The organism is Streptomyces sp. NPDC096323 (assembly GCF_040302845.1).
Lineage (GTDB): Bacteria > Actinomycetota > Actinomycetes > Streptomycetales > Streptomycetaceae > Streptomyces.
The window spans coordinates 186,034-200,111 of sequence record NZ_JBEOSI010000002.1 but is presented as its reverse complement, the minus strand read 5'-3'; the positions used below and the strand labels follow the sequence as shown (position 1 = coordinate 200,111).

Annotated in this window: 12 protein-coding genes; 5 read left to right on the top strand and 7 right to left on the bottom strand. The window is 70.5% G+C overall.

Features of this window, described 5'->3' with window-relative positions:
* Nucleotides 1-523 precede the first annotated feature (523 nt).
* Both ABTX18_RS04950 and recD2 read right to left on the bottom strand, forming a co-directional pair.
* On the bottom strand, nt 524-1,822 hold the full coding sequence (locus tag ABTX18_RS04950; protein WP_136325360.1) for a citrate synthase: 1,299 nt from the start codon (nt 1,820-1,822) through the stop codon (nt 524-526).
* A gap of 129 nt (nt 1,823-1,951) precedes the next feature.
* A complete protein-coding gene (gene recD2, locus ABTX18_RS04945) occupies nt 1,952-4,282 on the bottom strand; it encodes an SF1B family DNA helicase RecD2 (RefSeq protein WP_352121338.1) in 2,331 nt (776 codons plus the stop codon).
* A gap of 231 nt (nt 4,283-4,513) precedes the next feature.
* Here recD2 and ABTX18_RS04940 point away from each other — a divergent pair, with 231 nt between their 5' ends.
* Complete coding sequence (locus ABTX18_RS04940) at nt 4,514-4,831, top strand: putative quinol monooxygenase (RefSeq protein ID WP_352121337.1); 318 nt, start codon at nt 4,514-4,516, stop codon at nt 4,829-4,831.
* A 265-nt stretch (nt 4,832-5,096) separates the two neighbouring features.
* Here the strand turns inward: ABTX18_RS04940 and ABTX18_RS04935 are convergent, their stop codons facing one another.
* The 4 genes from ABTX18_RS04935 to ABTX18_RS04920 all read right to left on the bottom strand — a co-directional run bounded on the left by ABTX18_RS04935 (nt 5,097) and on the right by ABTX18_RS04920 (nt 9,008).
* Nucleotides 5,097-5,462: a cupin domain-containing protein gene (locus ABTX18_RS04935; protein WP_352121336.1), complete on the bottom strand. Its 366-nt coding sequence runs from the start codon at nt 5,460-5,462 to the stop codon at nt 5,097-5,099.
* 346 nt (nt 5,463-5,808) lie between these two features.
* Nucleotides 5,809-6,636 carry a sugar phosphate isomerase/epimerase family protein gene (locus ABTX18_RS04930; RefSeq protein WP_352121335.1) on the bottom strand — a complete coding sequence of 276 codons (828 nt, stop codon included), beginning with the start codon at nt 6,634-6,636 and terminating at the stop codon, nt 5,809-5,811.
* Nucleotides 6,633-7,778 (bottom strand): dihydrodipicolinate synthase family protein, encoded by a 1,146-nt coding sequence (locus tag ABTX18_RS04925; RefSeq protein ID WP_352121334.1) that lies wholly within the window; start codon nt 7,776-7,778, stop codon nt 6,633-6,635. Before ABTX18_RS04925 ends, ABTX18_RS04930 begins: the two co-directional genes overlap by 4 nt.
* 78 nt (nt 7,779-7,856) lie before the next feature.
* Nucleotides 7,857-9,008 (bottom strand): Gfo/Idh/MocA family protein, encoded by a 1,152-nt coding sequence (locus tag ABTX18_RS04920; RefSeq protein ID WP_352121333.1) that lies wholly within the window; start codon nt 9,006-9,008, stop codon nt 7,857-7,859.
* A 384-nt stretch (nt 9,009-9,392) separates the two neighbouring features.
* Between ABTX18_RS04920 and ABTX18_RS04915 the strand changes: the two genes are divergently transcribed.
* The 3 genes from ABTX18_RS04915 (at nt 9,393) to ABTX18_RS04905 (ending at nt 12,016) form a co-directional block, all read left to right on the top strand.
* A complete protein-coding gene (locus tag ABTX18_RS04915; RefSeq protein ID WP_352121332.1) occupies nt 9,393-10,457 on the top strand; it encodes a LacI family DNA-binding transcriptional regulator in 1,065 nt (354 codons plus the stop codon).
* Between the two features lie 82 nt (nt 10,458-10,539).
* Entirely contained in the window at nt 10,540-11,112 is a 573-nt protein-coding gene (locus ABTX18_RS04910) for a Uma2 family endonuclease (protein WP_352121331.1), read from the top strand.
* A 115-nt stretch (nt 11,113-11,227) separates the two neighbouring features.
* On the top strand, nt 11,228-12,016 hold the full coding sequence (locus ABTX18_RS04905) for a sugar phosphate isomerase/epimerase family protein (protein ID WP_352121330.1): 789 nt from the start codon (nt 11,228-11,230) through the stop codon (nt 12,014-12,016).
* Here ABTX18_RS04905 and ABTX18_RS04900 read toward each other — a convergent pair.
* The gene (locus tag ABTX18_RS04900) at nt 12,013-12,912 is read right to left on the bottom strand and encodes an EamA family transporter (RefSeq protein ID WP_352121329.1); all 900 of its coding nucleotides are present in this window, start codon (nt 12,910-12,912) and stop codon (nt 12,013-12,015) included. The genes ABTX18_RS04905 and ABTX18_RS04900 overlap by 4 nt on opposite strands.
* 111 nt (nt 12,913-13,023) lie before the next feature.
* Here ABTX18_RS04900 and ABTX18_RS04895 point away from each other — a divergent pair, with 111 nt between their 5' ends.
* Entirely contained in the window at nt 13,024-13,932 is a 909-nt protein-coding gene (locus tag ABTX18_RS04895) for a LysR family transcriptional regulator (protein ID WP_352121328.1), read from the top strand.
* Nucleotides 13,933-14,078: the final 146 nt, after the last annotated feature.

Below are 14,078 nucleotides of genomic sequence, written 5' to 3'. Positions count from 1 at the left end.
TGCGATGCCAAAGGATGTCTTGGGGGACGTCCGACGGAGGGTCTTGGGGGACGCTCCGGGCACGCGTGGGCCGGGGCACGTGCACCGGGGAGCTTTGAGCGGCCCTCCCGTCCGTACGTACCCCGGCAGACCGCACGCGGCGCGCGCAGGCGGTCCGAGGAAAAGCGCGTCACCAGCAGGACCCAGCAGTACCGAGGAACCCAGGAGCTTCGGCTCCCACTGAACGCCCGGCCGGATCCCGTGGGGGGAATCCGCTCCGGGATATGGGAAGCGCCTCGTTGTCGGCCCGTGGGGGGATCGATGACGGGGCGTTTCTCGCTTTCCGGCGGGAGCGCTCCCGCGGCGACGGCGCGGCCCAAGGGCTCCGGGCGAAGGTCCGGGCAAGGGCTCCGGGCGAAGGTCCGGGCAAGGGCTCCGGACAAAGCAAATCGCCCCGGACACCGCGCTCTGTGCGAAAGCGCGGTAGTCGGGGCGAAGGCAACCGGCTGTCAGGGCCGGGGTCATGCGGGGGGGTGGTGCCGGGTCAGCGACCCTCGACCGGGACGAAGTCGCGCAGGACCTCGCCGGTGTAGATCTGGCGCGGGCGGCCGATGCGGGAACCCGGCTCCTTGATCATCTCGTGCCACTGGGCGATCCAGCCCGGAAGCCGGCCGATCGCGAAGAGCACGGTGAACATCTCGCTCGGGAAGCCCATGGCCCGGTAGATCAGACCGGTGTAGAAGTCCACGTTGGGGTAGAGGTTGCGCGAGACGAAGTACTCGTCGTTGAGCGCGTGCTCCTCCAGCTTGAGCGCGATGTCGAGCAGCTCGTCGGACTTGCCGAGCGAGGACAGGACGTCGTGGGCCGCGGCCTTGATGATCTTGGCGCGCGGGTCGAAGGACTTGTACACCCGGTGGCCGAAGCCCATCAGGCGGACGCCGTCCTCCTTGTTCTTCACCTTCTGGATGAAGCTGTCGACGTCGCCGCCGTTGGCCTGGATGCCCTCGAGCATCTCCAGCACCGACTGGTTGGCGCCGCCGTGCAGGGGACCCCAGAGCGCCGAGATGCCGGCGGAGATCGAGGCGAACATGTTCGCCTGCGAGGAGCCGACCAGACGCACGGTGGAGGTCGAACAGTTCTGCTCGTGGTCCGCGTGCAGGATGAGCAGCTTCTCCAGCGCCGAGACGACGACCGGGTCCGGCACGTACTCCTGGGCGGGGACCGAGAAGGTCATGCGCAGGAAGTTCTCGACGTAGCCGAGGTCGTTGCGCGGGTAGACGAACGGGTGACCGATCGACTTCTTGTACGCGTACGCCGCGATGGTCGGCAGCTTGGCCAGCAGCCGGATCGTCGAGAGGTGACGCTGCTCCTCGTCGAACGGGTTGTGGCTGTCCTGGTAGAACGTGGACAGCGCGCTGACGACCGAGGACAGCATCGCCATCGGGTGGGCGTCGCGCGGGAAGCCGTCGAAGAACCGCTTGACGTCCTCGTGCAGCAGCGTGTGCTGGGTGATCTCGTTCTTGAAGGCCGACAGCTCGTCGACCTTCGGAAGCTCACCGTTGATGAGCGTGTACGCGACCTCAAGGAACGTCGACTGCTCGGCGAGCTGCTCGATCGGGTAGCCGCGGTATCGCAGGATGCCCTGCTCGCCGTCGAGGTAGGTGATGGCCGATTTATAAGCAGCGGTGTTGCCGTATCCGCTGTCCAGCGTCACCAGACCGGTGTTCGCCCGGAGCTTCCCGATGTCGAAGCCCTTGTCGCCGACGGTGCTGTCGATCACCGGGTAGGTGTACTCGCCATCGCCGTACCGCAGTACCACAGCGTTGTTGGTGTGCTCGCTCACGTCATCCCTCACCGACGTAGTGCCTCTTCTTCGAGGTTCCCTGACTGTCTCCACCCTCCCCCATTTGGCTCAGGAGAGTGCACTCGGGGTCGTCCATTGGACCTACTCGCGGCACTGAGTGCCGCGAACTTATTCATCCTGCCCCCTTGACTGCGGTTGCGGAAGACCTCCGTGATGTTTCCCACCGATTTGATCGATCATTTTTTCGGAGGATCCTCCTTCCGCCCCACCGCGGAGCCGGTGATCCAGCGCCGTACAGCGTCTGCCTGCGGAAACCGTGCGGACCGCCTGGCCGATCGCCTGCCGCGAGCCGACCAGCACGACAAGCTTCTTGGCCCTCGTCACGGCCGTGTACAGCAGGTTCCGCTGGAGCATCATCCAGGCGCTCTTCGTTACGGGGATGACGACGGCCGGGTACTCGCTGCCCTGGGAGCGGTGGATCGTCATGGCGTACGCGTGGGACAGCTCGTCGAGCTCGTCGAAGTCGTAGGAGATCTCCTCGTCCTCGTCCGTGAGGACGCTCAGCTTCTGTTCGTCCAGGTCAAGGGCGGTGACGACGCCGACGGTCCCGTTGAAGACACCGTTCTCCCCCTTGTCGTAGTTGTTGCGGATCTGGGTGACCTTGTCGCCGACGCGGAACACCCGGCCACCGAACCGCTTCTCCGGCAGATCGGGGCGGCCGGGGGTGATGGCCTGCTGAAGCAGCCCGTTGAGATGGCCGGCCCCGGCAGGGCCCCGGTGCATCGGAGCGAGCACCTGGACGTCCCGGCGCGGATTCAGCCCGAACTTGGCCGGGATGCGACGGGCGGCGACGTCCACGGCGAGCACCCCCGCGTCCTCCGTCTCATCCTCCACGAAGAGGAAGAAGTCGCTGAGCCCCTGGGTGAGGGGCGGTACGCCGGAGTTGATCCGGTGGGCGTTGGTGACGACGCCGGACTGCTGGGCCTGGCGGAAGATGGTGGTCAGCCGGACCGCCGGGACGGGGCCGCCGTCGGCGAGCAGATCGCGCAGCACCTCGCCCGCGCCGACCGAGGGCAGTTGGTCCACATCGCCGACGAGCAGCAGATGGGCGCCGGGCGCCACGGCCTTGACGAGCTTGTTGGCGAGCAGCAGGTCGAGCATGGAGGCCTCGTCGACGACGACGAGGTCGGCGTCCAGCGGGCGGTCCCGGTCGTACGCCGCGTCGCCGCCGGGTTTGAGCTCCAGCAGCCGGTGCACGGTGGAGGCCTCCGCGCCGGTCAGCTCGGAGAGCCGCTTCGCCGCCCGGCCGGTGGGCGCGGCCAGCACCACTTTCGCCTTCTTGGCGCGGGCCAGCTCCACGATGGACCGGACGGTGAACGACTTGCCGCAGCCGGGTCCGCCGGTCAGCACGGCCACCTTCCGGGTGAGCGCGAGCCGCACGGCGGCCTCCTGCTCGGGCGCCAGCGTCGCGCCGGTCCGGCCCGCGAGCCACTTCAGGGCCGCGTCCCAGTCCACGTCGCCGAAGGCCGGCATCCGCTCCTCCGGCGTCCGCAGCAGCCGCCGCACCTGCGCGGCGAGGGAGATCTCGGCCCGGTGGAAGGGCACCAGGTACACGGCCGTGATCGGCTCGCCGCCCTCGGGCGACGGCACCTTCTCCCGTACGACGCCCTCGGGCTCCGCGGCGAGTTCGGCCAGGCACTCGATGACGAGCCCGGTGTCCACCTGGAGGAGCTTGACCGCGTCCGCGATGAGCCGTTCCTCGGGCAGGAAGCAGTGCCCCTGATCGCTGGACTGCGACAGCGCGTACTGCAGCCCGGCCTTGACCCGCTCCGGGCTGTCGTGCGGAATGCCGACGGCCTGGGCGATCCGGTCCGCGGTGAGGAAGCCGATGCCCCAGACGTCGGCGGCCAGCCGGTAGGGCTGGTTCTTCACGACGGAGATCGAGGCGTCCTCGTACTTCTTGTAGATGCGGACGGCGATGGATGTCGAGACGCCGACGCTCTGCAGGAAGATCATGACCTCCTTGATCGCCTTCTGCTCCTCCCACGCGGCGGCGATCATCTTCGTCCGCTTCGGCCCGAGCCCGGGGACCTCGACCAGGCGCTTCGGCTGCTGCTCGATGATGTCGAGGGTGTCCACGCCGAAGTGGGTGGTGATCCGGTCGGCCATGACCGGCCCGATGCCCTTGATCAGCCCGGAGCCGAGGTAGCGGCGGATGCCCTGGATGGTGGCGGGCAGGACGGTCGTGTAGTTCTCGACGGTGAACTGCTTGCCGTACTGCGAGTGGGAGCTCCACCGCCCCTCCATCCGCAGCGACTCCCCCGGCTGCGCACCGAGCAGCGAGCCGACGACGGTGAGCAGATCGCTGCTCCCCCGCCCGGTGTCGACGCGCGCGACGGTGTAGCCGTTCTCCTCGTTGGCGTACGTGATCCGCTCGAGTACGCCCTCAAGGACAGCCATGTTGGGCGTTGCAGATGCCTGGGAAGACACGGTGGACATGGTCGTGACGGTACCGGGCGGGGCTGACATCGGGCAGGCCGCCCGAGGGTCGACGGCCCCGGAGGACACAGCGGAGGCGCTCCCGGGGCGCCGGTGAGACGGCCATCCAGGAATGGCCGGTTGCCTTCGAGCCTCTGTGTACTGCTCTCCCCCACGACGCCGGTCTTCCGCTCTGGCCCGTATGTGCTGTTCGCGGAGAGGACCGCGACGCCGATGCGTAGGGTGTCCGCCATGGAATCGAACGTACTTGTCGTTGCCGATGTGACATGCAGTCCGGAGAACGCCGCTGAGTTCAGCCGGGTCCTGCACGAGTTCGCTTCCGCGTGCCGCGAGGAACCGGGTTGTCTGTCCTACGAAGTGTTCCGCTCCGAGGACACACCTGAGCGGTACGTGAGCATCGAGAAGTACGTCGACTCTGCGGCATTCGCGGCCCACCGCGATTCCGGCCACTTCCGCGAGATCGGCCTCGCCCGGCTGATGCCGCTGGCGACCGCACGCGACGTGCGGATGTATGACCAGCCTCATGAGGTCGCGCCCGCGGGACGATAGGGGCGGAGGCTGAGTCGGAGCTTCGTGCTCGGACTCGGCTTGGCGCCGCCCCCGCAGCAGGACCACCGGAACGGGCACGAACCACAGGCGGCGCCGCTCCCGCTGCCGCTTGCGCGTCTCTGGCTCACCGGCCGGGACGATCGCGGACGCCGGCCCGGACGTCTGCGCGGACGACGTACGCGACGCGCCTGACAGGCCGGGCAGGGAGTCCGTCTTCGTCGCCCGGCGTCCTCTGCCCGCGTGACCCGATCCCGCGGCGTTCGGATCACCCCATCTGGGCCTTGATGTGGTCGATGACCTCGTTGAACTCCTTCGTCGGCGAGAAGTCCACGTACTCACAGTCCTCGAGTGCCTCCGGAGCATGACCGGGCGCCCAGTAGAACGCCTGGCCCGCCTCGTAGATGTCGTCGCCGTGCTTCGTCCGCATCTTCAGGCGGCCCTTGAGCAGGTATCCCCAGTGGGGACACTGGCACATGTCGTCGGGCAGTCCCTTGAGGGGCGGCGCCATGTCCGTGCCCTTGGGGAACTTCGCGAACGCGACGTCCATGTCGCCGCCGATCTCCTGCTTGCGCATCTCCACACCGCCGCCTTCGATGGCGACCGGCGTGTCGTTCCGCGTCGTTGCCGGCATCGCTCCTCCGTCTCCGGCCCCAGCGGGCCTGCGAAGCCCGCCCCCTCCAGCATGGGCGCGATGGGTGCGCCGCGCGACACGTGGACCCGGTACTCCCCGGGCCTCAACCACCGGACCACCCGCCCCTGTGCCGGGCTGCCGGCCCCGCTCAGGCACAGCGAAACGGGGCCCGGTCTTCCGACCGGGCCCCTCTCGCTCTCCCCCTGTCAGGGCCTCCCGATCCCCCCGGACCCCCCCGGAAGCTCCTGACTACACATACGACACGGCAGGGCACGGAAGGGTTGCACGCCGGGGCAATCTTTTTGCCTCTGGAGTCGGCGGGGGCGGAAGGCCCCTGGTCAGGGGATCAGCAGGCGTGCTCCGCGTACCGCGCCGCGACCTCCGCCAAGGCCTCCGCGCCGTCGCGGGCCCACAGGGCCTCGTTGAAGATCTCCACCTCGATCGGGCCGTCGAAGCCGGTGGCCTCGACCGCCGTGCGGAAGGCTCGGAAGTCCACGCTGCCGTCACCGAGTTGGCCCCGGCCCAGCAGAACGCCCGCCGGGAGCGGGGTGATCCAGTCGGCGAGCTGGAAGGAGTGGATGCGGCCCGCCGCTCCCGCCCGCGCGATCTGGGCGGGGGCCTGGTCGTCCCACCAGAGGTGGTAGGTGTCGACGACCACGCCCACCTGGTCGGCCGGGAAGCGTTCCGCGATGTCCAGGGCCTGGGAGAGGGTGGAGACCACGCAGCGGTCCGACGCGAACATCGGGTGCAGCGGTTCGATGGCCAGGCGCACGCCTCGCTCGGCCGCGTACGGGGCCAGTTCGGCGAGCGCGTCCGCGATGCGCTCGCGGGCGCCGTACAGGTCCTTGCTGCCCTCCGGGAGGCCGCCCGAGACCAGGACCAGGGTGTCCGTGGACAGGCCCGCCGCCTCGTCGAGCGCCTTGCGGTTGTCGTCCAGGGCGCGGGCCCGCTCGGCCGGGTCGAGCGCGGTGAAGAAGCCGCCCCGGCAGAGGCTGGTGACGGACAGGCCCGCGTCGGAGAGGAGCCGGGCCGTGGCCTCGACGCCGTACTCCTGGACCGGGGCCCGCCACAGGCCCACCTTGTCGATGCCCGCCTTCACGCAGCCCTCGGTGAGCTCGGGCAGCGACCACTGCTTGATGGTCTCCTGGTTGACGGAGAGCCGGCCGTCGCTCATCGGGTGCCTCCGTTGACCGTGAGGAGCGCGCGCATCCGGGACTCGGCGAACTCGGGGTCGGGGAACAGGCCGAGGCGGTCGGCCAGTTCGTACGCCTTCGCCAGGTGCGGCAGGGAGCGGGCCGACTGGAGGCCGCCCACCATCGTGAAGTGGTCCTGGTGGCCCGCCAGCCACGCGAGGAAGACCACGCCCGTCTTGTAGTAACGGGTCGGCGCCTGGAACAGGTGGCGGGACAACTCGACGGTCGGGTCGAGGAGTTCGCGGAACCCCTTGGTGTCGCCCGTGTCCAGGACACGCACCGCGTGCGCGGCCAGCGGGCCCAGCGGGTCGAAGATGCCGAGCAGGGCGTGGCTGAAGCCGCGGTCGTCGCCCGCGATCAGCTCGGGGTAGTTGAAGTCGTCCCCGGTGTAGCAGCGCACCCCGCTCGGGAGACGGCGGCGGACATCGATCTCGCGCTCCGCGTCGAGGAGGGAGATCTTGATGCCGTCGACCTTGTCGGGGTGCTCCGCGATGACCTGGAGGAAGGTGTCGGTGGCCTTGTCGAGGTCGGCGGAGCCCCAGTAGCCGTCCAGGGCCGGGTCGAACATCGGGCCGAGCCAGTGCAGCACGACCGGCTCGGTGGCCTGGCGCAGCAGGTGCGCGTACGTCTCCAGGTAGTCCTGCGGGCTCTTCGCCGCGGCGGCGAGCGCGCGGGAGGCCATCAGGATGGCCTGGGCGCCGCTCTCCTCGACGAGGGCCAGCTGCTCCTCGTACGCGGAACGCACCTCGGCGAGTGTGGCCGGGCCTGCGGGGAGCTGGTCCGTGCCGACGCCGCAGGCGATGCGACCGCCGACGGCCTTGGCCTCGGCGGCCGAGCGGCGGATCAGCTCGGCGGCGCCCGCCCAGTCCAGGCCCATGCCGCGCTGGGCGGTGTCCATCGCCTCGGCGACGCCCAGGCCGTGCGACCAGAGGTGGCGGCGGAAGGCGAGGGTGGCGTCCCAGTCGACGACGGCCGGTGAGTCGGGGCTGACGTCGGCGTACGGGTCGGCGACGACATGGGCGGCCGAGAAGACCGTACGGGAGGTCAGGGGCGCGCCGCCGGGTGCGAGGGCGAGCGGGGTGGTGCGGGGCTCGTACGGGCCCTGCGGGAGGTGAATGGTCACGACGTCAACTCCGTTGGTCCCTGCGGGAGGTAGGTGGTCACAGGGTCGGCTCCGGTGCTCGCTGCGGAAGGCGGCCGGTCACAGGGTCAGCTCCGGGACGTCGTAACGGCGGCCCTCCGACGACGACTTGAGGCCGAGTTCGGCGAGCTGCACGCCGCGGGCGCCTGCCATCAGGTCCCAGGTGTAGGGCTCGTCGAGCACGATGTGGCGGAGGAACAGCTCCCACTGGGCCTTGAAGCCGTTGTCGAAGACCGCGTTGTCGGGGACCTCCTGCCACTGGTCGCGGAAGGACTCGGTGACCGGGAGGTCGGGGTTCCAGACCGGCTTGGGGGTGGCGGAGCGGTGCTGGACACGGCAGTTGCGCAGGCCGGCGACGGCGGAGCCGTGCGTGCCGTCGACCTGGAACTCGACGAGCTCGTCGCGGTTGACGCGGACCGTCCAGGAGGAGTTGATCTGGGCGACGGCGCCGCCCTCCAGCTGGAAGATGCCGTACGCGGCGTCGTCAGCGGTCGCGGCGTACGGCTTGCCGTGCTCGTCCCAGCGCTCGGGGATGTGCGTCTGGACGTGGGCCTGGACGGTGGTGACCCGGCCGAACAGCTCGTGCAGTACGTACTCCCAGTGCGGGAACATGTCGACGACGATGCCGCCGCCGTCCTCCGCGCGGTAGTTCCAGGAGGGGCGCTGGGCCTCCTGCCAGTCGCCCTCGAAGACCCAGTAGCCGAACTCGCCGCGCACGGAGAGGATCTCGCCGAAGAAGCCGCCGTCGATGAGGCGCTTCAGCTTCAGCAGGCCCGGCAGGAAGATCTTGTCCTGGACGACACCATGCTTGATTCCGGCGTCCCGGGCGAGGCGGGCGAGGTCGAGGGCGCCCTCGACGTCGGTGGCGGTGGGCTTCTCGGTGTAGATGTGCTTGCCCGCCGCGATGGCCTTCTTGATCGCCTCGACGCGGGCCGAGGTGACCTGCGCGTCGAAGTAGATGTCGATGGTGTCGTCGGCGAGGACCGCGTCCAGGTCGGTCGACCACTCGGTCAGGCCGTGCTGCTCGGCGAGGGCCTCCAGCGCGTGGGCGCGGCGGCCGACGAGGACCGGTTCGGGCCACAGCACGTCGCCGTTGCCGAGATCGAGGCCGCCCTGCTCGCGGATCGCGAGGACCGAGCGCACCAGGTGCTGCCGGTATCCCATGCGACCCGTGACGCCGTTCATGGCGATGCGCACTGTCCTGCGTGTCACGAAAGTTCCTCCATACAGCCGTAGCAAGCGCTTTCTATGCGGTAAGAAGCTAGCCTGCCGACAGCGACCTGGACAAGAGGGGGCGCGCTGATCGGTTTAGCCCGAGCGTCGCTTGGGGGGCGGAAGAAGGAGCGGGGCCGGGTGCGTGCAGCTGCAAGGCGGAGGATTGAGCCAGGGCGATTGGGGCCTCCCCTGCTCGAGCGCAGCCGAGAGCTCGGGGAACCTGGTGATTGACGACAACGCGGCAGATGTGCGTGCCCGGCCCCGCGACGCCGCCCCCCAAGCGACGCTCGGGCTCAAGCCACTTCCGGTCCGAGCCCGGTCTGCCCCGTCCCAGCCCGGTCGGCCCGGGTCCATCCCCCTCATCACTCTCGGAGGAATGCGATGACAGTCACCCTGGCGGACGTGGCGGCTCGCGCCCGGGTGTCCCCGGCCACCGTCTCCCGCGTACTGAACGGCAACTACCCGGTGGCGGCCTCCACTCGGGAGCGGGTCCTGCGGGCGGTGGACGACCTGGACTACGTACTCAACGGGCCGGCGAGCTCCCTCGCGGCGGCCACGTCCGATCTGATCGGGATCCTCGTCAACGACATCGCCGACCCGTTCTTCGGGATCATGGCGGGCGCGGCCCAGACGGAGATCGGCGGCCCGGGCGACGGTTCGGGCCGGGCGGGCGGCGAGAAGCTCGCGATCGTCTGCAACACCGGCGGCACCCCGGAGCGCGAGCTCACCTACCTCACCCTGCTCCAGCGCCAGCGCGCCGCCGCCGTCGTCCTCACCGGCGGCGCGATCGAGGACCCGGCCCACCAGGCCGCCATGTCCGCGAAGCTGGCGAAGCTCGCGGACGCGGGAACCAGGGTGGTGCTGTGCGGGCGGCCCCCGCTGCCCGACAACGCCTCCGTGCTGGCCGCGCTGGCCTTCGACAACCGCGGCGGCGGCCGGCGCCTCACCGAGCACCTGCTCTCGCTGGGCCACCGCACCATCGGCTATGTCGCGGGTCCGGTGGAGCGGACCACGACCCGCCACCGGCTGGAGGGGCACCGCGACGCGATGAAGGCCGTGGGGCTCGTGGGCGACGAGGAGCGGCTGACGGTGCACGGCTCGTACGACCGGCGTTCCGGCTACGACGCCACGGTCGAACTCCTGCGCCGCGACCCGGAGATCACCGCCGTCGTCGCGGCGAACGACACGGTGGCCCTGGGCGCGGCGGCGGCGATCCGCGACCGCGGTCTGCGCATCCCCGAGGACGTCTCGGTGGCGGGCTTCGATGACCTGCCGTTCTCCGTGGACGTGGTCCCGGCCCTGACGACCGTACGGCTGCCGCTCGTCGCGGCGGGCGCCCGGGCGGGCCGGCTGGCGACGGGCAAGGAGGCCCCGCCGCCGGGCGGCATCGCGACGATCGCGGCGGAGCTGATGGTGCGGGGATCCACGGCCGCGCCCCGGGGGTGAGTCGGGCCGTACGGACGGGAGTAAGCGGCCCCGGCGTGGGCGCGCGCGATATCGTGTCAATACCGGCATTCGGGAGGACCGCATGACGAGCACACTGATGGACACGGCGAGCGCTTGGGATGCGCTGGACGGCGTCCACCTGCCCCGCGGCTATCGCGTCGAGATCACGGACGGGAAGATCATCATGACGCCGCAGGGTGAGAGCCGGTGGAAGGTCATCCTCAAGGCGGCCCCCCAGATCGAGCGGCAGCTCGCCGAGCACGGCGACATCCTGTCGGACGTGATGATCGATTTCCCCTCCAGCCTGTACGGCTACGCACCCGATCTCGCCATCATCGCTCCGGGCTCCGAGCGCAACAGTCGCGGCCGGTTCGAGTGGCACAGCCTCGAGGCGGTGCTGGAGGTCGTGTCCAAGAGCACCCAGGACAACGACTTCAGCAAGAAGTTCCGTATGTACGCCGAGTGCGGCATCCCCGTATATGTGATCATCGATCCGTCGGCCGGCACCTGCACCGTGTACCGGCACCCGACCCGCACCGGCACCTACCGCGACGACGACGAGGTGCCTTTCGGCCAGGACCTCGTCCTGCCCCTCGAAGGCCGCGACATCGTCGTCACGACAGACGGGTTCCCGGTCACCGGATCCCCTCGCTGATTCCCTTCCTGGAGCCCGGGTACGAGTGACGGGTGCCCTGAGCCGACGATGTACCGGCCACACCCCGGTCCGTACGGTGCAGAGGCAGGGACGTACCGACGGAAGGGACACGCACGTGAAGCTCGCTTTCTCCACCCTCGGGGTTCCGGGGCTGCCGATGGCCGAGGTCATCCGGCTGGCCGCCGAGCACGGCTATCAGGGGGTGGAACTGCGCGCCCACCCCGAGGAGCCGGTGCACCCCGGGCTGTCGAAGCCCGAACGGGACGCCGTGGCCGATGAGTTCAAGCGGGGCGGGGTTGAGATCCTCACCGTGGCCGGTTACGCACGGGTGGCCGCCGAGGGGGACGACCAGCCCGTGCTGGACGAGCTCGCCGTCCTGATCGAGCTGGCCCGGGGCCTGGGCGCGCCCCACGTCCGGGTGTTCCCCGGCGGCGGCGACCAGGACCCCGCCACCGCGGACGCGACCGCCGCGCGCCGCCTGGCGGCCGTCGCTCCGTACGCCGCCGACCTGGGCGTACGCGTCCTGCTGGAGACCCACGACTCGCACCGCGCGGGGGCCGACGTGGCCCGGGTCGCCGGCACGGTGGGGCACGGGAGCATCGGCGCGCTGTGGGACGTCATGCACACGTGGCTGGCGGGCGAGGAGCCGGTGGCGAGCCATGCGGTGCTGGCCCCGCACCTGGGATACGTACAGGTGAAGGACATCGCCTCGACCGAGGACACCACCCCGGTGGCCCTGGGCGCGGGGGTGCTGCCGCTGCGGGCGTGCCTGGACACGCTGGACCCGGACACCTGGGTCTGCTGGGAGTACGAGAAGCGGTGGTACCCGCAGGCGGCGGAGCTGCCGGGGATGCTCGCCGCGGGGCGCGAGCATCTGTTGCGGCTGGGCGCGCCGAAGGGCTAGACGGGGACGGGGGCGGGCTCCGGGGCTGCCGCCCGGGGCCGCCGCGCCCCCGCGAGCGAGGTCAGCGCCACCCCGCCCACCAGCAGCGCCGCCGCGCACCACCGCAACGGGCTCACCGACTCGCCGAGCAGCAGCGCGGCCGACGACATCCCGAACACCGGCACGAGCAGGGTGAACGGGGCCACGGACGAGGCCTGGTAGCGGCTGAGCAGGAAGCCCCAGGCCCCGAAGCCGAAGACCGTGACGACCCAGGCGACGTAGACGATGATTCCGGCGGCGCTCCAGTCCAGCGCGGCGAGCGCGTCCCGGTCGCCGTCCCAGCCCTCGAAGAGCAGGGAGAGCCCGAAGAGTGGCAGCACGGGCACAGTGGAGACCCACACCATGAAGTTGAGGGAGTCGGGAGGGGCGGCCCTGCGGGTCAGGACGTTCGACACGCCCCAGCAGGCCGCCGCCGCGATCACCAGCACGAAGGCGAGCACGGGCCCGCTCGCCCCCTCGTCGACGGCGGCCACCCCGATGCCGGCGAGCGCCACCGCCATCCCCAACAGCTTGGCCTTTCCCGGCCGTTCACCCAACACGAGCGCGGCGAAGAGGGCAGTGAACACCGCCTGTACCTGAAGAACCAGGGAGGAGAGCCCGGCGCCCATCCCCCGGTCCATCCCGATGAAGAGCAGGCCGAACTTGGCCACACCCAGGGCCAGCCCCACGCCCAGGATCCACTTCCACGCGACCTTCGGCCTGCCGACGAAGAACACCGCGGGCAGCGCCGCGACCAGGAAGCGCAGGGCCGAGAAGAGGAGCGGCGGGAAGTGGTCGAGCCCGACTTCGATGACGACGAAATTGACACCCCAGAGGGCGGCCACGAGGACCGCCAGGGCGATGTGGAGGGGACGCATGCACCGAGGATCGCGCGCGCGGACCGTGTAGCACCAGCGCGGATTCCTTCATGGTGGAATTGAGCGTCGCTAACGAATCGCTCGTGAATCAATGTGCCCTCGGAGGCCCCGGTGCTTGATCTCGCCCGGCTGCGCGCCCTGCACGCCATCTCCGTCCACGGTTCCGTCGCGGGGGCTGCGGCCGCGCTCGGCTACACCCCGTCGGCGGTCTCGCAGCAGATCACCAAGCTGGAGCGGGAGACGCGGACGACGCTGCTGGAGCGTCGTGGCCGCGGTATCGCCCTGACGGAGGAGGCCGTCCATCTGGCGGCCACCGCACAGGAGTTGCTCGCGATCGTCGAGCGCGCCGAGACCTCGCTGGAGGAGCGCCGGGGGCTGCCGACGGGGCGGCTGTCGATCGGTGCGTTCGCCTCGGCGGCGCGCGGGCTGCTGCCCGGGGTGCTGGCGGAACTGGACCGCGAGCACCCCGCGCTGGACGTCCGGCTGACCGAGGTCGACCCGCACCTCTCGGTGGACCTGGTGGCCAAGGGCGTGATCGACCTGGCCGTCGCGCACGACTGGGACATCGCCCCGCTGCCCGCCCCGGAGGGCGTGGCGCAGGCGGTGATCGGGGACGACCGGTGCGATCTGCTGGTACCTACGGGCCACCGGCTGGCGGGCCGGGACGGGGTGCGGCGCGAGGAGCTGGCGAGGGAGCGGTGGATCTGCCAGCCGCCGGGGACGGTCTGCCACGACTGGCTCGTACGGACGCTGCGCACGGCGGGGTACGAGCCCGACATCCGCCACCAGGCCGAGGAGAACCACACCCAACTCGCCCTGCTCGCCGCCGGACTCGGGGTGGCGATGATTCCCCGGCTGGGGCGCGGGCCGCTGCCGGACGGCGTGGTGGCGGTGCGGATCGATCCCGTACCGGTGCGGCGGCTGTACGCACTGTGGCGTACGGAGGCGACCCGCCGACCGGCGATCACGGCGGCCGTCTCGGCGCTCCAGGCGCATGGGGTGGGCGTGGGACTGCGGTAGGCGTGGGCCGGCCCGGGCCGGGAGCGGACGTCCCCCAACACCCCGGGACGCGCTGAAAACGGTCCGCACCCTTGACCGGAAGTTATTTTCTGGATATCCGTGATCCTTGGAAGTTTCTTTCACCACCCCCTCGTCACCGAGTACGG

What these genes read in the sequence shown, in the direction of transcription:
- ABTX18_RS04940 (WP_352121337.1), top strand. Translation starts at nt 4,514, where the DNA reads ATGGAATCGAACGTACTTGTCGTTGCCGATGTGACATGCAGTCCGGAG.
- ABTX18_RS04935 (WP_352121336.1), bottom strand. Translation starts at nt 5,462, where the DNA reads ATGCCGGCAACGACGCGGAACGACACGCCGGTCGCCATCGAAGGCGGC.
- ABTX18_RS04900 (WP_352121329.1), bottom strand. Translation starts at nt 12,912, where the DNA reads ATGCGTCCCCTCCACATCGCCCTGGCGGTCCTCGTGGCCGCCCTCTGG.
- recD2 (WP_352121338.1), bottom strand. Translation starts at nt 4,282, where the DNA reads ATGTCCACCGTGTCTTCCCAGGCATCTGCAACGCCCAACATGGCTGTC.
- ABTX18_RS04930 (WP_352121335.1), bottom strand. Translation starts at nt 6,636, where the DNA reads ATGAGCGACGGCCGGCTCTCCGTCAACCAGGAGACCATCAAGCAGTGG.
- ABTX18_RS04910 (WP_352121331.1), top strand. Translation starts at nt 10,540, where the DNA reads ATGACGAGCACACTGATGGACACGGCGAGCGCTTGGGATGCGCTGGAC.
- ABTX18_RS04915 (WP_352121332.1), top strand. Translation starts at nt 9,393, where the DNA reads ATGACAGTCACCCTGGCGGACGTGGCGGCTCGCGCCCGGGTGTCCCCG.